This window comes from Streptomyces sp. NPDC001020 (assembly GCF_053599115.1).
Map to the genome: position 1 here is coordinate 18267 of NZ_JBSFLQ010000002.1, position 19384 is coordinate 37650.

Annotated in this window: 16 protein-coding genes; 11 read left to right on the forward strand and 5 right to left on the reverse strand. The window is 70.4% G+C overall.

Annotated elements, in window-relative coordinates; translation table 11 throughout:
• The first annotated feature begins 359 nt into the window (after window positions 1-359).
• The 4 genes from ACWDEX_RS01740 to ACWDEX_RS01755 all read left to right on the forward strand — a co-directional run bounded on the left by ACWDEX_RS01740 (window position 360) and on the right by ACWDEX_RS01755 (window position 4585).
• Window positions 360-938: a cysteine dioxygenase gene (locus ACWDEX_RS01740; protein ID WP_450461130.1), complete on the forward strand. Its 579-nt coding sequence runs from the start codon at window positions 360-362 to the stop codon at window positions 936-938.
• Between the two features lie 171 nt (window positions 939-1109).
• On the forward strand, window positions 1110-2069 hold the full coding sequence (gene cofD, locus ACWDEX_RS01745) for a 2-phospho-L-lactate transferase (RefSeq protein WP_450461131.1): 960 nt from the start codon (window positions 1110-1112) through the stop codon (window positions 2067-2069).
• Window positions 2070-2155: 86 nt separating this feature from the next.
• Window positions 2156-3481, forward strand: a complete 1326-nt coding sequence (locus ACWDEX_RS01750) for a coenzyme F420-0:L-glutamate ligase (RefSeq protein WP_450461359.1) — start codon at window positions 2156-2158, stop codon at window positions 3479-3481.
• A gap of 102 nt (window positions 3482-3583) precedes the next feature.
• Complete coding sequence (locus tag ACWDEX_RS01755; protein WP_450461132.1) at window positions 3584-4585, forward strand: DNA-3-methyladenine glycosylase family protein; 1002 nt, start codon at window positions 3584-3586, stop codon at window positions 4583-4585.
• Window positions 4586-4660: 75 nt separating this feature from the next.
• Here the strand turns inward: ACWDEX_RS01755 and ACWDEX_RS01760 are convergent, their stop codons facing one another.
• Window positions 4661-5743, reverse strand: coding sequence for a sugar phosphate nucleotidyltransferase (locus ACWDEX_RS01760; protein ID WP_450461133.1), 1083 nt, complete (start codon window positions 5741-5743; stop codon window positions 4661-4663).
• A 265-nt stretch (window positions 5744-6008) separates the two neighbouring features.
• Window positions 6009-7412 (reverse strand): N-acetylmuramoyl-L-alanine amidase, encoded by a 1404-nt coding sequence (locus ACWDEX_RS01765; RefSeq protein ID WP_450461134.1) that lies wholly within the window; start codon window positions 7410-7412, stop codon window positions 6009-6011.
• A gap of 128 nt (window positions 7413-7540) precedes the next feature.
• On the opposite strand from ACWDEX_RS01765, the gene ACWDEX_RS01770 reads away from it, so the two are divergent.
• The 4 genes from ACWDEX_RS01770 to ACWDEX_RS01785 all read left to right on the forward strand — a co-directional run bounded on the left by ACWDEX_RS01770 (window position 7541) and on the right by ACWDEX_RS01785 (window position 13503).
• Window positions 7541-8296: a TIGR03089 family protein gene (locus tag ACWDEX_RS01770; protein WP_450461135.1), complete on the forward strand. Its 756-nt coding sequence runs from the start codon at window positions 7541-7543 to the stop codon at window positions 8294-8296.
• A 163-nt stretch (window positions 8297-8459) separates the two neighbouring features.
• Entirely contained in the window at window positions 8460-9713 is a 1254-nt protein-coding gene (locus ACWDEX_RS01775; RefSeq protein ID WP_450461136.1) for an LCP family protein, read from the forward strand.
• A 237-nt stretch (window positions 9714-9950) separates the two neighbouring features.
• A complete protein-coding gene (locus ACWDEX_RS01780) occupies window positions 9951-11693 on the forward strand; it encodes an LCP family protein (RefSeq protein ID WP_450461137.1) in 1743 nt (580 codons plus the stop codon).
• Between the two features lie 175 nt (window positions 11694-11868).
• Window positions 11869-13503 carry an LCP family protein gene (locus ACWDEX_RS01785; RefSeq protein WP_450461138.1) on the forward strand — a complete coding sequence of 545 codons (1635 nt, stop codon included), beginning with the start codon at window positions 11869-11871 and terminating at the stop codon, window positions 13501-13503.
• Window positions 13504-13586: 83 nt separating this feature from the next.
• On the opposite strand, the gene ACWDEX_RS01790 is transcribed toward ACWDEX_RS01785, so the two are convergent.
• On the reverse strand, window positions 13587-14615 hold the full coding sequence (locus tag ACWDEX_RS01790; protein WP_450461139.1) for a glycosyltransferase family 2 protein: 1029 nt from the start codon (window positions 14613-14615) through the stop codon (window positions 13587-13589).
• Window positions 14616-14740: 125 nt separating this feature from the next.
• Here ACWDEX_RS01790 and ACWDEX_RS01795 point away from each other — a divergent pair, with 125 nt between their 5' ends.
• A complete protein-coding gene (locus ACWDEX_RS01795) occupies window positions 14741-16210 on the forward strand; it encodes an LCP family protein (RefSeq protein ID WP_450461140.1) in 1470 nt (489 codons plus the stop codon).
• A gap of 61 nt (window positions 16211-16271) precedes the next feature.
• On the opposite strand, the gene ACWDEX_RS01800 is transcribed toward ACWDEX_RS01795, so the two are convergent.
• Window positions 16272-16844: an acyl-CoA thioesterase gene (locus ACWDEX_RS01800; RefSeq protein WP_450461141.1), complete on the reverse strand. Its 573-nt coding sequence runs from the start codon at window positions 16842-16844 to the stop codon at window positions 16272-16274.
• A 119-nt stretch (window positions 16845-16963) separates the two neighbouring features.
• Between ACWDEX_RS01800 and ACWDEX_RS01805 the strand changes: the two genes are divergently transcribed.
• Window positions 16964-18223, forward strand: coding sequence for an LCP family protein (locus ACWDEX_RS01805; protein ID WP_450461142.1), 1260 nt, complete (start codon window positions 16964-16966; stop codon window positions 18221-18223).
• 101 nt (window positions 18224-18324) lie between these two features.
• Here the strand turns inward: ACWDEX_RS01805 and ACWDEX_RS01810 are convergent, their stop codons facing one another.
• Window positions 18325-18684 carry a VOC family protein gene (locus ACWDEX_RS01810; protein WP_450461143.1) on the reverse strand — a complete coding sequence of 120 codons (360 nt, stop codon included), beginning with the start codon at window positions 18682-18684 and terminating at the stop codon, window positions 18325-18327.
• A gap of 144 nt (window positions 18685-18828) precedes the next feature.
• Here ACWDEX_RS01810 and ACWDEX_RS01815 point away from each other — a divergent pair, with 144 nt between their 5' ends.
• Complete coding sequence (locus ACWDEX_RS01815; RefSeq protein WP_450461144.1) at window positions 18829-19329, forward strand: CGNR zinc finger domain-containing protein; 501 nt, start codon at window positions 18829-18831, stop codon at window positions 19327-19329.
• Window positions 19330-19384: the final 55 nt, after the last annotated feature.

Here is a 19384-nt window from a genome sequence, read left to right on the forward strand (position 1 = left end):
CTTGTGTCCCCCGTATCTCGCAGGCAAACCATTCACCCGCCAGATGAACCGGATGAGGTGAAACATCTCCTACTTCCCGGACATCAAGTTGACAGCGAAGGTGTGACCCGATGTCCTAGTGGGCATGCTCGCGAACTTGGCACCCACCTCGACCCGCCCCGCCGGGTCCACTGGTGCTGCCCGCGCTCGCTGTAGCTGTTCCGGCTGTTGAGCCCGCTCCACCGCTCCGGCCGCTACTGAGTCCACCCGACTCGGCTGCTGTCTCCTCCGCCCGCACCAGGGCTTCCGCCTCGCCCGTGACCCGGGCAGACGACATGCGACACCCAGCCCCCTCTCCCCGCCGAGGAACCACCGCACCCATGAACAGCGACAGCGACCTCCAGATCGCCGGCGACATCCTCGAAGTACCGCATCTGCTCCAGCCGCCGCGCGAGCACCCGGCCACCGTGGCCGAGTTCGCCGGCCTCGCGCGCTCCATCGCCGCCGACCGCTCCCAGTGGGAGCACCTGGTGCGGTACGACGCGGCCTCCCGCTGGTACCACCGGCTGCGCGCCGTTCCCGAGGCTCTCGGCTCCGCTGGAGCAGGAGAGGCCCCGATCGGCTACGAGGTGTGGCTGCTGTCCTGGGTGCCCGGGCAGGGCAGCGGACCGCACGGCCACGGGCGCTCGTCCGGCGTACTGACCGTCCTGCACGGCGCACTGACGGAGCGCACAGAGCGCGGTACACGCGTGTGGAGTGCGGGGGCGCAGCGGGTGTTCGCACCGGGGTACGTGCACGAGGTGGTGAACGACGCGCTGGAGCCGGCGGTGAGCCTGCACATCTACTACCCGGGGCTGACCGAGATGCCGATGCTCTCCCAGCACCGGTTTGGTGCGACCGGGAGCACCCCCGTGGCCTGCGCGGCCGAGCGCGGAACGGCGGACACGGCCACTGCCTGACGCGGTACGCGGCGGCCCGGCGGGCCGGGCTCGGCTCCCGGTTGGGGCAGCGGCCGTCCACAGGCCACTCACGCCCCCTCATCGAGTCAGCCTGACGGCTGACACACTGCCCACCCGCCACCCGACCACCACCCCTCATCGAGTCAGCCTGACGGCTGACACACTGTTTTCATGCGCATTGTGGTTCTGGCAGGCGGCATTGGCGGTGCCCGGTTTCTTCGCGGTCTCAAGCGGGCCGTGCCCGACGCGGACATCACGGTCATCGGTAACACCGGCGACGACATCCACCTCTTCGGGCTGAAGGTCTGCCCGGACCTCGACACGGTGATGTACACGCTCGGCAACGGCATCAACGAGGAACAGGGCTGGGGTCGGGCCGACGAGACCTTCCACCTCAAGGAGGAACTCGCGGCGTACGGAGTCGGACCGGAGTGGTTCGGGCTCGGCGACCGTGACTTCGCCACGCACATCGTGCGGACGCAGATGCTGGGCGCGGGCTATCCGCTCAGCGCGGTCACCGAGGCACTGTGCGACCGCTGGAAGCCGGGGGTCCGGCTCATCCCCATGTCGGACGACCGCGTCGAGACCCATGTCGCCGTCGAGTTGGAGGGCGAGCGCAAGGCGATCCACTTCCAGGAGTACTGGGTGCGGCTGCGGGCCTGCGTCCCGGCCGAGGCGGTCGTGCCGGTGGGTGCCGAGCAGGCAAAGCCGGCGCCGGGCGTCCTCGAGGCGATCGCCGAGGCGGACGTCGTGCTCTTCCCGCCGTCCAACCCGGTGGTGTCCGTCGGCACCATCCTCGCGGTACCCGGTATCCGGGAGGCCATCGCGGACGCCGGAGTACCCGTCGTGGGCCTCTCCCCCATCGTCGGTGACGCGCCCGTGCGCGGGATGGCCGACAAGATGCTCTCGGCGGTCGGCGTGGAGTCGACGGCCGCGGCGGTCGCCGAACACTACGGCTCGGGGCTGCTGGACGGCTGGCTGGTCGACACGGTGGACGCGACGGCCGTGGAGCGCGTCGAGGCGGCGGGCATCCGCTGCCGGGCGGTGCCGCTGATGATGACGGATCTGGACGCGACGGCGCGGATGGCCCACGAGGCGCTGAAGCTGGCGGAGGAGGTGCGGGGCGCTTGAGCAGCAGGCTTTCGGGACACGAGGGTGCCGGCGGCGGGCCGGCGCGGATCGGGGCGACCGCGGACGGGCGTCCGGGCGGCGGGGGGATTCCCGCAGACGGTGGCACGATCGGTGCCGCGCCCGGTTACCGGGTGTGGGCGGTATCCGGGCTACCGGAGATCCGCCAGGGTGACGACCTGGCCAAGGTCATCGCCGCCTCCGAGCCCGGACTCGTCGACGGGGACGTGCTGCTCGTCACCTCGAAGATCGTCTCCAAGTCCGAGGGACGCGTCGTGCGGGCCGACGACCGGGAGGCCGCCATCGACGCCGAGACGGTACGGGTCGTGGCCCGACGCGGGCCGCTCAGGATCGTCGAGAACCGGCAGGGGCTGGTGATGGCCGCCGCCGGTGTCGACGCCTCCAACACTCCCTCGGGGACCGTGCTGCTGCTGCCGGAGGATCCCGACGCCTCCGCGCGGGCCCTGCGGAACGGGCTGCGGGACATCCTCGGCGTCGAGGTCGGCGTGGTCGTCACCGACACCTTCGGGCGGCCCTGGCGCAACGGGCTCACCGATGTCGCCATCGGCGCCGCGGGCGTACAGGTCCTCGACGACCTTCGCGGTGGCACGGACGCGCACGGCAACCCGCTGAGCGCGACCGTCGTCGCCACCGCCGACGAACTGGCCGCCGCCGGTGACCTGGTCAAGGGCAAGGCCGCCGGGCTGCCCGTCGCCGTCGTACGCGGACTGCCGCACATGGTGACCGGGGACGACGGCGAGGGGGCCCGCGCGATGGTGCGCGACGCCCACGACGACATGTTCCGGCTCGGCACCTCCGAGGCGGTACGGGAGGCGGTGACCCAGCGGCGCACGGTGCGGGCGTTCACCGGCGAGCCCGTGGACCCCGGTGCCGTACGGCGCGCGGTGGCCGCCGCCGTGACCGCTCCGGCGCCGCACCACACGACGCCGTGGCGGTTCGTGCTCCTGGAGTCCGAGGAGTCCCGGACCCGGCTGCTGGACGCGATGCGGGAAGCGTGGATCGCCGATCTGCGCCGGGACGGGAAGACCGAGGAGTCGATCGCGAAGCGGGTCCGGCGTGGGGACGTGCTGCGCCATGCTCCGTATCTCGTCGTGCCCTGCATGGTCATGGACGGGTCCCACACCTACGGCGACGCGCGGCGGGACGCGGCCGAGCGGGAGATGTTCGTGGTCGCCACCGGGGCGGGCGTGCAGAACCTCCTGGTCGCGCTCGCCGGGGAGCGGCTCGGTTCGGCATGGGTGTCGTCGACGATGTTCTGCCGGGACGTCGTCCGTGAGGTACTCGGGCTGCCGGAGAGCTGGGATCCGATGGGCGCCGTGGCGGTGGGCCATCCGGCCGAGGAGCCGAGGCCGCGGCCCGGGCGGGACGCGGGGTCGTTCATCGAGGTGCGGTGAGCAGGGCGCCGGTTCCCGTACCGCGGCCGTACGCGGTGTGTGCGCCCTCTACGCTCGTAGGACAGCCGTCGAGACAGCCCCAGCATCACTAGGACCTCACCCGTGGCCGGACGATTCGCTCCCCGTCCCACCCGCACGACCGTGCGCGGGGGACATGTCGTCGCGCCCGCGGGGGTACCGCGGCCGGCCACGGCGCCGGGACGACGGCGGGCCTGGACCCCGCCCGGGCCCCTGGACCTCGGGCTGGTACTCGGGCCGCTGCGGCGCGGTCCCGGGGATCCGACGTTCCGGGCGACACCGGACGGAGCGGTGTGGCGGGCCAGTCGCACACCGGCGGGACCGGGCACCCTGCGGGTCGCGCTGCGCGGCGCAGTCGCCGAGGCGGAGGCGTGGGGGCCCGGGGCACAGTGGCTGCTGGACCAACTGCCGGAGATGCTAGGGGCGTTGGACGCTCCGGAAGTCTTCGAGCCACGGCACCGGCTGGTCGCGCAGGCGCGGCACCGGCGACCGGGGCTGCGGCTGACGCGGACGGGACTGGTACTGGAGTCGCTGATTCCGTCCGTCCTGGAGCAGAAGGTCACCGCGGACGAGGCGTACCGGGCGTGGCGGCTGCTCGTGGGGAAGTACGGAGAGCCCGCGCCGGGACCCGCGCCGGGGCGGATGCACGTCATGCCGGCGCCGCGCACATGGGCGCTGATCCCGTCGTGGGAGTGGCACCGGGCGGGGGTCGACTACAAGCGGGCGTCGACGATCTTGCGGGCGGTGCGGGTCGCTGCGCGGCTGGAGCAGACGATGGGGATGGAGCCCGCGCAGGCGCAGGCGCGGCTGGAACTGGTGCCGGGCATCGGGCCGTGGACCTCCGCGGAGACCGTGCAGCGCAGCCATGGGGCGGCGGATTCCGTGACCGTGGGGGATCTGCATCTGCCGGGGATCGTGGGGTATGCGCTGGCCGGGGACCGGCACGCGGACGACTCCGTGATGTTGACGCTGCTGGAGCCGTACGCGGGGCAGCGGCACCGGGCGGCACGGCTGATCCTGCTGAGCGGCCGGGTACCGCCGCGGCGCGCTCCGCGGATGCAACCGGGGGACATCGGGCGGTTGTAGGGGACGGATGCGTCCGGTGCGCGCCGGGCCACCGGACACCCGCCCCGGGCGATGCCTCCCCGGCCGTCGCAAGCCCTACTGGTCCGAGGAGAAGCGCACCGCAGCCGCCGGGATGTTCGCATCGCACCAGACACGTACCCCGTCACGAAGTTCGTTGTCCGCGCCGACCACCGCGCCGTCGCCGATGACCGCGCCGGTGATGACCGAGCGCTCGCCGATGCGGGAGCGGGCTCCGATCAGGGAGTCCGTGATGACCGCGCCTGGTTCCACGTTCGCGCCGGAGAGCAGCGTGCTGCCATGGATCCGGGCCCCCTGCCCCACGAACGCGCCCTCGCCCACCACCGTGCCACCCGTCAGCTTCGCGTCCGGGGAGACCGTTGCCGTCGGCAGGATCAGCCGGTCGCCGCGTCTGCCGGGTACCGCGGGGGACGGGGCACGGCCCAGGACCAGGTCCGCCGAGCCGCGGACGAAGGCCGCCGGGGTGCCCAGGTCCAGCCAGTACGTCGAGTCCACCATGCCCTGCAGATGGGCTCCGGTCGCCAGCAGGTCCGGGAACGTCTCGCGTTCCACCGAGACCGGGCGGCCCGCCGGGATGGTGTCGATGACCGAGCGGCGGAAGACGTACGCCCCGGCGTTGATCTGGTCGGTGACGATCTCCTCCGGGGTTTGCGGCTTCTCCAGGAACGCGGTCACCCGGCCCGTCGCGTCCGTGGGGACCAGTCCGTATGCCCTGGGGTCCGTCACCTTCGTGAGGTGGAGCGAGACGTCCGCGCCCGTCGACTCATGGGTGTGGACCAGGGCACGGATGTCCAGGCCCGTCAGGATGTCGCCGTTGAAGACCAGGACCGGCTCGTCCGGGCCCGAGTGGAGGCGGCTCGCCACGTTGCGGATGGCGCCGCCCGTGCCGAGCGGCTCCCTCTCCGTGACGTACTCCAGCCGCAGGCCCAGGGCCGAGCCGTCGCCGAAGTACGGCTCGAAGACCTCGGCCAGATAGGACGTGGCGAGCACGATGTGCTCCACGCCCGCGGCCCTCGCCCGCGCCAACTGGTGGGTGAGGAAGGGGACCCCGGCCGCCGGAACCATCGGTTTCGGTGTGTTCACCGTGAGCGGGCGCAGCCGGGTACCCCTGCCGCCGACCAGGAGGATCGCTTCTGTCACCTGTCGTCTCTGCTTCCTGCCGGGACCGGCCGAACTGTCCATCGGCCGGCCAGTGTATGCAGACCGGGTTATGAGGACTGCTGAGGGCGTTATGAGGACCGTTAGAGGAGCCCTTTGGATGCGCCTTCGATGACAGCGGGTGTCCTTCGACGGCTGTGCGGGGGGGTGCCCCGCCATCTTCGTGCGGATGGGCTCGTACGGCGTCTCGTGGGCGTCGTGCGGTGTGATGCCGGTCACCGCACGAGGCGTACGGTGACCGCGCCCCTCAGCGGCCCTGGTAGCGGGCCGCGGTGGAGCGGACCGAGCCGAGTTTGCCGTAGAGCAGCCTTCCCGGGCACTCCGTGCTGAACCCGTCGCGATGGCCGGAGATCACGTTCATTCGTGCGTTCTCACCCATTGGGAAGAGATTGCCACCCTTGGACGTCAGGTGGGTCGCACCGCGCGGATCCATGCCGTAAAGGCCGAGCTTCCACGCGGCGACCTTGGCGATGGAGGTCACCACGGCGGCCGGTGGTGTGGTCCCGTCATAGCTGCCGATGGCGGCGATCCCCATGCTCTCGTCGTTGAACCCGAGGGTGTGGGCGCCCATGACGGGCTTGTCCACGCCGCCGGCGCGGCCTTCATAGATGTTTCCGCACTTGTCGACGAGGAAGTTGTAGCCGATGTCCCGCCAGCCGCTGCTCACGACGTGGTAGCGGTAGATACCGCGGATGACTGAAGCGGCTTGGGAGCAGCCGTAGTTGTTGCCCGTCGCCGTGTGGTGCACGAAGGCCACCTTCACCTTGTCCGTATAGCTGGAGCCGGGCTCCCTCAGACTCTCGTCGGCGCGCCAGTCACGCCGCGTGATGATGCTCGGGCGCGCTCCGATGTACGGAACCGCGTGCGCCGTGCGCCCCTCGGACACCGCTTGTACCGCCTCCGGCGCGGCCTTGGCCGTCGCCCCCTTCGAGAGGGCCGGGATCTCCCGGTCGCCCAGGTGTGCGAGACCGCCGCCGATGGCGGACTCGACGGCGTCCGTACCCGGTACGGAGCCGGGCACCCTCGCGCCCGGCTCCCATGAGGCGGCGGTGTCCCCCCGCTGCTGCGGGGGCTCCACGGCCGGTTCGGCGCCTGGGTCGACCAACTCGACCCGCAGGCCGTCGGGGAGTGCTGGCGCACGGGTCTCACCCGCGTGGGCTTCGTCCGCACGCACCCGTACCTCGACGCCGTCCGAGGCACCGACCCACAGGGGAGCCGTTGATCCGCGCAGTCGGTTCGAGCGTCCCTCCGGGGCCTGCGGGTCGGGGCCGTGGCCGTCGTTGTGCACCTCCAGCTCCTGCCAGCCGGACCATCGGGCCGTGCCACTCGCCCGGGTGCGGATCTGGGCGCTGCCGTGCAGTGCGGCGCCCGGGTCGTCCCAGACGACGCCGATCAGCGAGAAGGGACGTACAGCCTGAGGGGCCAGCCCGCGTTCGGGCACCGCCCCGGGGATGCGGGGGCGGGTGAGGGGCTCGAGGGTGAGGGACTGGGTGCTGCCGGGGACGGCCGACCTGTCGGCCGGGTCGGACCCGGCCGCCGTGGCCGGCGAAACCCCCGCATCCGTCCCGGCCGCCGCGACCGGGAGGGCGAGCGTGAGGGTCAGTACCGCCGAGCAGGTGACACCGATCGAAGAAGCAAGGTATCCGCGCATGCCCCTGATCTTGGACATAGTCAGACATATATGTCTATCCGGGAACTGACGGGGCATCGGCTCTGCTCCGCCGAACCGGTGGCCCGTCACTGCGCCCCGGGGTGGCCGCCCCGCGTACGCTTGCGCGGGTGAACGCCAGCGACCGCACACCTGCCGACCTGCTGCGATCCGCGCTCGCCGCGGATCCGGCACGCCCCCTGGTGACCTTCTACGACGACGCCACGGGCGAACGTGTCGAACTCTCCGTGGCCACCTTCGCCAATTGGGTGGCCAAGACCGCCAATCTCCTCCAGGGAGATCTCGCCGCCGAGCCCGGCGACCGGGTCGCGCTGCTGCTGCCCGCGCACTGGCAGACGGCGGTGTGGCTGCTCGCGTGCGCGTCCGTGGGCGTCGTCTGCGACATCGGCGGCCACGCGGGCGCCGCCGACCTCGTCGTCAGCGGACCCGACACGCTCGATGCGGCGCGCGCCTGCACCGGGGAGCGCGTCGCCCTCGCCCTGCGCCCCCTCGGCGGCCGCTTCCCACAGGTCCCGGACGGCTTCGTCGACTACGCGGTCGAGGTACCGAGCCAGGGCGACCGTTTCCAGCCGTACGCGCCCGTCGACCCGGAGGAGCCGGCCCTGATCGTCGCCGGGGCCGAGTACACGGGGGCCGAGGTCGTGGAGCGGGCCCGCGCGGACGCGCTCCCGCTCGGCCTGACGGGTCCCGGGTCGCGACTGCTGTCCGGGCTGCCGTACGACACATGGGAGGGGCTGAGCGCCGGACTGTACGCGCCTCTCACGTCCGGCGGGTCCGTGGTGCTCTGCCGTCATCTGGACCGGCTGGACGAGGACGCGGTGGCCAAGCGGATCGAGAGCGAACGGGTCACCGCCACGGCCCGCTGAGAAACCGCCGGGGTGGCGGGCCGCCGGTGACCTCCCGCGGCCCTCCCCCTTTCACGGGCGCCCCACCCCCATTCGGACCAGCACCGGCCGCCCAGGACGTCCACCTCGGGCCATGGTCGTAGGAGCCCGAAACACTCGTACGTCGCAGGGGGTGGACCCGGCAGTGACGACCAGAGGCACCCCCCGACGGCAGGGCGCCGCGGGCCCCGGCGTCTCCGCCGCCGGCCCCGGGCTCACCCGCCGCCGGCGCCGACGCCGGTTGCACCGGGCCGCGCTGGGACTCGCCGTACTCATGGCCGGGGCCGCCGTGGCCGGATGGGCCGCGTACGAGAAGCTGAACTCGAACATCACCGCGGACGACGACGCCGCCTCCGAACTCGCCCGGCACGAGAAGGAGCGGCCCCGCGTGCTCGTGCCCGGCGCACGGAACATCCTGCTCATCGGGTCCGACTCCCGGGCGGGCGACGGGAACGACCGGTACGGCAGAGACTCCGGTACCGAGCGGTCCGACACCATGATCCTGCTCCACCTCGCGGCCGACCGGCACAGCGCCACCGCCGTCTCCCTCCCCCGCGACCTCATGGTCGACGTGCCAGACTGCCGCCTGCCCGACGGCAGCCGCAGCCGACCGGTGTTCACGATGTTCAACCAAGCCTTCGCCACCGGCGGTTCCGCCTGCTCCGTCCGTACGCTCGAAAAGCTGACGGACATCCGCGTCGACCACTACCTGGTCGTCGACTTCAGCGGATTCAAAAAGCTGGTCGACGCACTCGACGGCGTCCAGGTGTGCCTGAAGGAACCGATCGACGACAAGGACGCCGGGCTGAAGCTGCCCGCGGGCAAGGTGACGCTCGACGGCGAGCAGGCGCTGGGCTACGTACGCGCCCGCAAGAGCCTCGGCGACGGCAGCGACACCGAACGGATGGAGCGCCAGCAGCGTTTTCTCGGCGCGCTCGTGAGCAAGGTGCACAGCAATCACGTGCAGCTGAATCCCCTGAAGCTGTATCCGGTGCTGGACGCGGCCACCTCGTCCCTCACCACGGACCCGGGCCTGGCAAGCCTGCGAAGGCTCTACGGACTTCTGCGCGAACTGCGGAACCTGCCCACGCAGCGCGTGCAGTTCCTGACAGTGCCGCGCACGCCGTACCCGTACAACGCCGATCGCGACCAGCTCGTGGAACCCGCGGCGCGGAAACTCTTCGCACGGCTGCGCGAGGACCAGCCCGTCGAGGTCGCACGGAAAGTTCGGGAGGGCTCCCCCGCGAAAGCCGGTGCCACGGTATTGGTTCGCGGTGACAGTGAGGAGCCGTACGGCGACGGAAAGTCCATGGCAATGCGCCCTGGCACGCGTGGATCGAGTCCCCAACCCCCGCCCACTTTCCCCGGGAACGAGGCCACCCCGGACGCCTGTTGGTAAAGCGCGTACCAAGTCTGGGGACGCCTGAGCGAAGAACCTTCTGAGAAATAGACGGGATTGCCCAGTTGTAGGGCAGTGGAGTTTGTCACCGTCGTCGCTTGACGCCGAACTGGGCGGATAGTGTGAGCGATCCGGTGCCACACCCTTGATGTCCGTCGTGGGTCACGCACTGGTTGAAGAGACCCGAGCGCCTCGAGGGGAAGGCGCCGCGTGGCCCCGACGGAGGATCAGACAACCGTGGACGCGCAAGGCCGTGGGCGGGCGGACAACATCGACCCCGCAGACCAGTGGGTGCTCAACCCTGACACCGGTGAATACGAACTGCGACTGCCCCCTTCCGCACCGCAGTCGACCGTACCGAGACCGCGGCGGGGAGCTCCCACCGGGAACGCCCAGGGGGGCACCCGCACGTCGCCCGGTCCTCGGCGCCGGGCTCCGGAGCAACCGGTCCCGGACACCGTGCCGGGGCCGCGCCGCCGCCGGGGGGCGCCCGAGCAACCGGTGCCAGGGAGACGCCGCACGAAGCCCAAGAAGGGCAAGGCGAAGAAGATACTGCTGTGGACCGGCGGCAGTATGGCCTTCGTCCTGGTCGCGGTCGTCGGCGCCGGTTACCTCTACATCAAGGACCTCGAGGGGAACATCACGGCGCAGGACGTCGGCGCCGCCGCCAAGGACAGCTTCAGCAAGGACGAAGCGTTCAACATCCTGATCATCGGGACCGACAAGCGCACCGGCAAGGGCAACGAGGGGTACGGCGACAAGGGCAGCGTCGGTCACGCCGACACCAACATCCTGCTGCACGTCGCCAAGGACCGTACGAACGCGACCGCGATGAGCATCCCGCGTGACCTGGTCGTCGACAACATCCCCGACTGCCCGACCAAGCAACCGGACGACTCCACCAAGGTCATCCCCGGCTCGCAGAAGGTCCGGTTCAACGAGAGCCTCGGCCAGGCGGGCCGCGACGCGGGGTGCACGATGCTCACGGTCAAGGAAGTCACCGGCATCGCGCCCGACCACTTCATGATGGTCGACTTCAACGCCGTGAAGACGCTGACCTCGGCGGTGGGCGGGGTCGAGGTCTGCGTGGGCAAGGACATCGACGACGAAAAGTCGCACCTCAAGTTGTCCAAGGGGACGCACCCGATCGAGGGCGAGCAGGCCCTCGCCTTCCTGCGCACCCGGCACAGCTTCGGCAACCAGGGCGACCTGGACCGCATCAAGGCGCAACAGCAGTTCCTCGGCTCGCTGGCCCGCAAGATGACCTCCAGCGACACGCTCACCGACCCCGGCAAGCTGATGGACCTGGCGCAGGCCGCCACCAAGGCGCTCACCGTCGACAAGGGCATCGGCAAGGTGGGCACGCTCAAGGACGTGGCCCTGGAGCTGAAGAAGGTGCCGCCGAAGAACATCAGCTTCATGACGGTGCCGGTGCGCGACAATCCCGCGGACGGCGTCGTACACAAGACCGTCATCCTCGACGAGAACGCGGCGCCGCAGGTGTTCGATGCGATCAGGAACGACGTCTCCTTCACCGAGGTGAAGAAGAAGCAGAAGGAGAAGAAGAGCGCCGAGGCCGCCAAGCTCAAGGGCCCCCGCTCGGCCGCCTCCGACATCCGCGTCGACATCTACAACGGCGGCGCTCGGGGCGGCAGTGCACAGCAGACGCTCAACTGGCTGCAGGTCAACAAGGGCGTCCTCAAGTCCAGCCAACTGGGCAACGCGAGCGAGAACCTCAGCAAGACGACCCTCGAGTACGCTCCCGACCAGGCCGATCAGGCACGCATGCTGGCGGACATCATGGGGTTGCCCGCGTCGGCGATGAAGCCGGGCAAGAGCGAGAAGAACTCCCAGGGGCTGCCGGCGATCGTGCTGACCCTCGGCAAGGACTTCAAGGGAGCCGGGGTGCCGCTGACCGCGCCGACCAAGGCGCCGGAGGTCAACAAGGCCACCGCGGACAAGGTCGAGTGCGCCAAGTGACCTGAGTGCCTTGCCACGCGTCCTACAGGACGCAGACGCGGCCGGTGGGTTTGTGCATCCCACCGGGCGTTTCAAGCGTCCAACTGGACGCAGGACGTGTCCAGTCGGTGCCGGGAGGCGTCCTCCGGAGCGCCGGACGGACCGTTCGTCAGGCACAGGGTGGGAGGCAGGGGAGATGACTCAGAGCGATGTGCGCGGGGGAAGACGGTCACGGACTCGGGCCCCGGGCGACAACGGTTCGCACGAGGATGCCGGGCCGGCCGAGGGCGGTCGGGGAGGCGGTGACGACGCCGGGGCACGCCACGGGCGGCGGCGCGGCCGACGCGGGCGCGGGCGCCGCATCCTGCGCTGGGCCGCGATCAGCTTGGCGGTGCTGACACTCGGCACCGCCGGCGCCGGGTATCTCTACTACCAGCACCTCAACGGCAACATCCGCAAAGGCGTACGCAGCAGCGGAGACTCCAAGGCCAAGAAGGCGGCGCCGAACGCGGACGGCCAGACGCCGGTGAACATCCTGCTGCTCGGCTCCGACAGTCGCAATTCCGACGCGAACGTGAGGCTGGGCGGCAGCAGGGACAACCGCGGCAATCCGCCGCTGGCCGACGTCGAGATGCTCGTCCACGTGTCCGCGGACCGCAAGAGCGCCGCGGTGGTGAGTATCCCGCGGGACACCCGGGTCGACATACCCAAGTGCACGGACCACAAGACGGGCACGTCCTATCCCCCGACCAACACCATCATCAACGCCTCACTTGCCCGGGGGGGAGCCGGCTGCACCCTGGCCACCTGGGAGAACCTCACCGGTGTCTACATAGACCACTGGATGACGATCGACTTCGCGGGCGTGGTGAAGATGGCGGACGCCATCGGCGGTGTGGAGGTCTGCGTGAAGCAGAACGTCTACGACAGCCATTCGCACCTGAAATTGGAGCATGGCACCCACAAGGTGAAGGGCGAGCAGGCCCTGCAGTGGCTGCGCACCCGGTACGCCTGGGGCAGTGACCTCATGCGGGCCAGGGCCCAGCACATGTACATGAACTCGATGATCCGTACGCTCAAGGACCAGAACATCTTCACCGACACCGGCCGGCTCATGAACCTGGCCGAGGCCGGCACGAAGTCCCTGGAGGTCTCCGAGGAGATCGGCACGGTCCCGAAGCTGTACAACCTGGGCATGCTGCTCAAGAAGGTGCCGACCGACCGCATCACCATGACGACGATGCCCAACGTCCAGGACCCGCAGGACAGGAACCACGTGGTCCCGGACGGCGCCAACGCCGAGAAGGTGTGGCAGATGCTCCGCGACGACGTTCCCTTCGACGACAAGGGCACCACGTCGGGCTCGAAGAAGACGAAGAGCAAGGACGAGGCGCCCAAGACTCCCTCCGTCTCGACCGACCAGCTCGGCGTGCTGGTGCAGAACGCGACCCGGACGTCCACGCTGGCCCCGGCCGGTGGCCGGGCGAACGAGATCAAGCAGGAGCTTGTGCAGAAGGGCTTCGGCAGGGCGGCTGCCGACACCTCGGCGGCACTGTCCGTGGACCGGACGGTCGTGCGCTACCCGAGCGCGGATCTGGAGGGCGACGCCCAGAGTGTCGCCAAGGCTCTGGGGATTCCGATGAGTTCGGTGAAGAGGTCGACCGATGTGTCGGGCGTCACCGTCGTCGTGGGGTCCGACTGGCGTACAGGCGCGGTCTACCCGAAGCAGGCCCCGCCGAAGGCCGGGGACCTGCCCGGCAACTCCGACGCCATGAACGGCTCGGACACCGACCAGTGCATGGAGGTGTACAACAAGCGCGATCAGTGGTAGTCGGCCGCCGCGCCCTGTGACACGACGCCGAGAGGGGCCTGCCGCTCGTGCGGCAGGCCCCTCTCGGCGTTCGGCACACCCGCTCAGGTCCCGCTGAGAACCGTCGGCCGCCGCGACGCGATGACCTTCTTCGCCAGCGACTTCGGGCTGGTCAGAAAGCCCCAGCCCCACGACATGTGCATGGTCGCGAGAGCGACGGGGATCTGCAGCCGGGCCTTCAGCGGCAGGCCCTTGCCCGCGGGGACGGAACCGAGGGCGATCGCCGCGAGGTAGCCGCCGGGAATCACGAAGCCCCACGGGGTCAGCACCGCGCCCACCACGATGCCCGCCGCGATCGCGCAGACCGCGGTCGGCGGGGCGAGGTAGCGCAGGTTGATGGAGCCCTCGTGGAAGCGGGCGACGACGTGCCGCCAACGGCCGTAGTTCTTGTACTGCTTGGCCAGCTCCCTGACCGACGGCCGCGGCCGGTACGACACCTTCAGCTCCGGCGAGAACCAGATGAGGCCACCCGCCTCACGGATGCGGAAGTTCAGCTCCCAGTCCTGGGCGCGGATGAACTCCTCGTTGTAGCCGCCCAGTTGCTCCAACGCCTCACGACGGAAGACACCGAGATAGACGGTCTCTGCCTCAGCCGCCTCGCCGCCCGTGTGGAACGCGGCGTTGCCGACGCCGATCTTCGAGGTCATGGCGGCGGCGACCGCGTGCTCCCAGTCGTTCTCGCCCTCGGCGTGCATGATGCCGCCGACGTTCTGCGCGCCGGTCTCCTCCAGAAGACGTACGGCGGTCGCGATGTAGTTCGGCGAGAGCATGCCGTGGCCGTCGACGCGGACCACGATCGGATGGCGGGAGGCCTTGATCGCGGCGTTGAGCGCGGCGGGCGTGCGGCCGGTCGGGTTCGGGACCGTGTGCACGCGCGGGTCCTCACGGACCAGCTCGGCCGCGATCTCGTCCGTGCGGTCCGTGGAGGGACCGAGGGCGATCACCACCTCCATCTCGCCGCGGTACTCCTGGGCAAGGATCGCTGAGACGGCTCCGCGCAGATGTCGCTCCTCGTTGAGGACGGGCATGATCACGGACACGGCGGGGAGCTGCACGTCGGACTTCGCGTTCATAGGGGGCTCACGTTACCGCGAACGGGGGACACGGGTGCGCGCCGCCCGGGTGCCGCCCAGGGCCGCAGATCGTGTCGGCCTACGGTGCTCGCGGATCCACGCCCAGCCTCGCGGAGGTCTCCCCCGTGCCCACGCCGACCCGCCCGCCCGCGCGCCCCCAGCCGGTCCGTCGCACCCCCGCGCGGCGGCTGCCCGTCCGGAAGAAGTCCGGCTGGGCCGCGCGGGCGGTCACCACGTTCTCCGTCGTGGTCCTCGCCGCGGCCGGCATCGGGCACGCGGTGCTCACCAGCCTCGACGAGGGCATCTCCCGAATCGATCCCTTCAAGGACATGAAGAACCGTCCCGCCGCGGGCCACGGCATGAACGTGCTGCTGGTCGGCACCGACGGGCGGGACCGGATCACGGAGGAGGAGCGACAGAAGTACCGTCTCGGCGGCATCCCGTGCCACTGCACGGACACGATCATGATCGTGCACATCTCGGCGGACCGGAACCGGGCCACCGTCGTGAGCCTGCCGCGGGACTCGTACGCGCAGGCGCCGGCGCACACCGACCGGACGACCGGACAGCAGCACGGCCGCCACCCGATAAGGCTGAACGCGGCGTACGCGGAGGGCGGCCCGAACCTGACCGTGCGCACGATCGAGGAGATGACGCACGTCAAGATCGACCACTATCTGGAGGTCGACTTCGTCAGCTTCATGAAGACCGTGGACGTGCTCGGCGGCGTCCGTATCTGTACGACGGAGCCGATGAAGGACTCGTTCACCGGGCTCGACCTGAGCGCGGGCACACACACGCTCGGCGGCGGAGAAGCGCTGCAGTTCGTACGGTCCCGGCACATCGACGGGGCCTCCGACCTGGGGCGGATGCAGCGGCAGCAGAAGTTCGTGGCGGCGCTGCTCGACCGGGCGACCTCGTCGGGCGTACTCCTCAACCCGGTGAAGTTCCGCAACATGACACAGGCCGTGCTCGGCTCGCTGCGGGCCGACCAGGGCTTCGGAACGGACGAACTGGTCGACCTGGGGCGGGCGATGCGGCACTTCACGCCGAGCTCTTCCGAGTTCACGACCGTGCCGATCGAGCAGACGGAGTACGAGGTCAAGGGCCTTGGCTCCACGGTGAAGTGGGACGACACGAAGGCGGGCGCGCTCTTCCAGTCGCTGCGCGACGACAAGCCCCTCACCCCGACCCGCCCGGCCGAGAAGAGCTCGACCGTGGTGCCCGTGGACGTGGCCCCGCAGCAGATCCGGGTGCGGGTGGAGAACGGGACGGGCACGAAGGAGATCGGCAAGCGCCTGGCCGACGCGCTCGCCGCCACCGGGTTCCGGACCACGGGTCAGCCGGCGGACGCGCCGGAGGGCACCGTCCGGCGCACGGTCATCGCCTACGACCCGCGCTGGAACCGCTCGGCGCTGTCCCTGGCGGCGGCCCTGCCGGGCAGCGAACTGCGCCCGGTGTCCGGGCAGGGGCCGACGCTGAAGGTGATCGCGGGGACGGACTTCACCGAGGTACAGCGGGTGAAGGCGGCCGAACCGCAGGGTACGGAGGTGCCGCAGCGGGTGCTGACCGGGGACCAGGTGCGCTGCTCCTAGGGCCGGGGCACCACCAGCGCCCACCAGTTCAGGCCAGGGGACCCGCCGGACCCGGCGTCCCTCAGTCCTCGATGCCCTCCGCCGCCCGGCTCTCCCGCAGTTCCTTGATCGCGCGGCGACGGGCCAGGCGGTGGGTGCGGCGGATCTGTGCCTCCTGGTAGCGGCGCTTGTCGCGCTCCGTCTCGGGGACGACCGCGGGCACCAGCCGCGGCTTGCCGTCGGCGTCGACCGCCGTGAAGACGAGGTACGCGGAGCCGACCTGGGTAGGCGGCGCCGACTCGTTCCAGCGCTCGGCCAGGACCCGTACACCGACCTCCATCGACGTCCGGCCGGTCCAGTTGACCTGGGCCTTCACATGGACGAGGTCGCCGACCCGGACCGGCTCCAGGAACGCCATCTCGTCCATGGACGCGGTCACGGCCGGGCCGCCGGAGTGCCGGCCGGCCACGGCGCCCGCCGCGTCGTCGACGAGCTTCATGATCACACCACCGTGCACCGTGCCCAGCAGGTTGGTGTCGTTGTGGGTCATGATGTGGCTGAGGGTGGTCCGGGACGCGGAGGTGGGCTTCCCGGGCAGATCACACACTATGTCGTCCGGAATTTCTGGTTTTGGGGCGGGGGCCTGGTCTGTCATGCCCTCCACCTTATGCCGGGGCCACAGCCGCGGACTTTGTGTCGGCTTGGCAACAGCCCTGGCCCCGTTCCTCACCGCCCCTTGTAAGGTGCCCAGCCGGACCCGGCACACTGTGGCGCATGAACGATTGGCCCGAGGGATGGTCCGACGACAACCGCGGCAACCGCTACGGACGCGGAAGCTCCAGCGCGCAGCCCGAGGGCGCACGCGTGATGCGTCAGGTCCGGCGTGGACCCGGCGGGCCGGGCGGCCCCCGGGTGGCGCCGCCGCACGGCGGGGTGCCACAGCAGCCCAGGTATCCGGACGATGGATACGACTCCTACGACAGCGGCTACAACACCGGGCAGGTCTACGGCGGCCCGCAGGGGCCGGACGACGGCCGCGGAGGCTCACGCCCGGCACCGAACTGGCGCCGCCGGATCAAGTGGGCCGCGATCACGCTGGTCACCGTGCTGGTGGTGACCTCGGTGGCCACCTATTTCTGGGCCGACTCCAAGCTCCACCGGGACGTGGACCTCTCCAAGGTGCTCGACCGGCCCGCCGCGGGTGAGGGCACGAACTACCTGATCGTCGGCTCCGACAGCCGCAAGGGCATGACGGCCGAGGACAAGAAGAAGCTGCACACCGGGTCCGCCGAGGGCAAGCGCACGGACACCATGATGATCCTGCACACCGGTGACAACGGCTCCACGCTGATATCCCTGCCCCGTGACTCGGACGTGGAGATCCCCACGTACAAGGGTTCCTCGTCGGGCAAGGTCTACCAGGGCACGGGCCGCCACGTGAAGCTGAACGCGGCGTACGCGGAGGACGGACCCGAACTGCTGGTCCGCACGGTCGAGTTCAACACCGGGCTGCGCATCGACCACTACGCGGAGATCGGCTTCGGTGGCTTCGCGAAGATCGTGGACGCGGTCGGCGGTGTCGAGATGACGATCGACAAGGGCTTCAAGGACAAGTGGTCGGGCGCCGACTTCAAGTCGGGCAAGCAGACGCTGGACGGTCAGCAGGCCCTCGCCTTCGTCCGCACCCGGCACGCCTTCGCGGCGAGTGACCTGCAGCGCACGAAGAACCAGCAGAAGTTCCTGTCGGCGCTGGCCCACGAGGTCGCGACCCCGTCCACGGTCCTCAATCCGTTCAAGTTCTACCCGACGATGGGCGCGGGCCTGGACGCGCTGACCGTGGACAAGGACATGAGCCTGTGGAACCTGGCCAGCATGTTCTGGTCGATGAAGGGTGTCTCCGGCGGTGACGGCACGTCGATGAACATGCCGATCTCCGGCTCGAGGGGCGGCAACCTGGTGTGGGACAAGGCCAAGGTCAAGACCCTGGTGAACGAGCTGAAGAACGACGAGAAGGTGACCGTGACGGGGAACTGACCCCGGACCCCGTCGCCCGTACGCCACACAGGGCCCCGCCGAGCGATCGCTGCTCGGCGGGGCCCTGCGCATGGACGGCCGGTCGCCGCCAGATCACCTCATCAGCAGGCGCAGAGGCAGAACGGGTGCCCCGCCGGGTCCGCGTACACCCGCCAGTCACGCGAGCGGTCCTCCGTGTCCAGCGGCCGGGCACCGAGCGCGAGGACGCCCTGCTCGGCCGCGTCCAGGTCGTCGACGACGAGGTCCAGATGGAACTGCTGCGAGCCGTCGGGAGCCGGCCACTTCGGCGGTACGTACCCGGGTGCGGCCTGGAAAGCCAGCGACCGACCGTCGCCCACCTTCAGGTCGACCCACCTCGCGTCACCCTCCACCGTGCCGCCGAGCACCCCGGCGTAGAAGTCGGCGAGCGCACGAGGGTCGGGACAGTCCAGGACGACGACACCCAGCTTGGCGAGAGCCATGCCTTCTCTCCTCCGAGTCGGAGTTACCCGTAGAGCCGGGCAACCGGTAACCGTTACCCCATGCTTGCGCATAAGCAGTAACCTCGCAAGAGGATTCCGAGAGGTGACGCCGCGCGCATAAGGTCGCAGACATGAGTGACAGACATGAGTGACAGAGCCCCCGCACCCGATGGCCTCGCCCTGGTGGAGAACCTGGTCAACACCGTGGACCTGGCAACGGGCGCGGACCGCCTGGACACTGCCGAGGGACGCGCCGAGTTCGGCGTCACGGAAAAGGACCTGGCGGACGTACGGGAGCTACGGGAGTCCCTGCGCGCCGTCTGCCTGGCGCACGCGGGCCACTCCCCGCACCGCGAGGTGACACCCCTGGGCGTGCTGCTGACGCGGGCGCCACTGTATGTGACCGTCGACGAACGGGACGGCTCGGCCAGCCTCACGCCCGCCGACGAGGACACCCTGCTCTCCCGGGTCGCCACGGCCGTCGCACAGGCAGTCACCGCCGGCACCTGGCTGCGCCTCAAGGCCTGCGAACTGCCCGAGTGCCACGAGGCGTACTACGACCGCAGCCCGGCCGGGAAGCGCCGCTGGTGCTCGATGTCGGTGTGCGGGGCACGGGCGAAGATGCGGCGGTACCGAGCCAAGTAGCCGCGGACAGCGGGCAGTCGGGCGCTCGGCCGCCCGCGCGAGGCGCGGTGGCGCG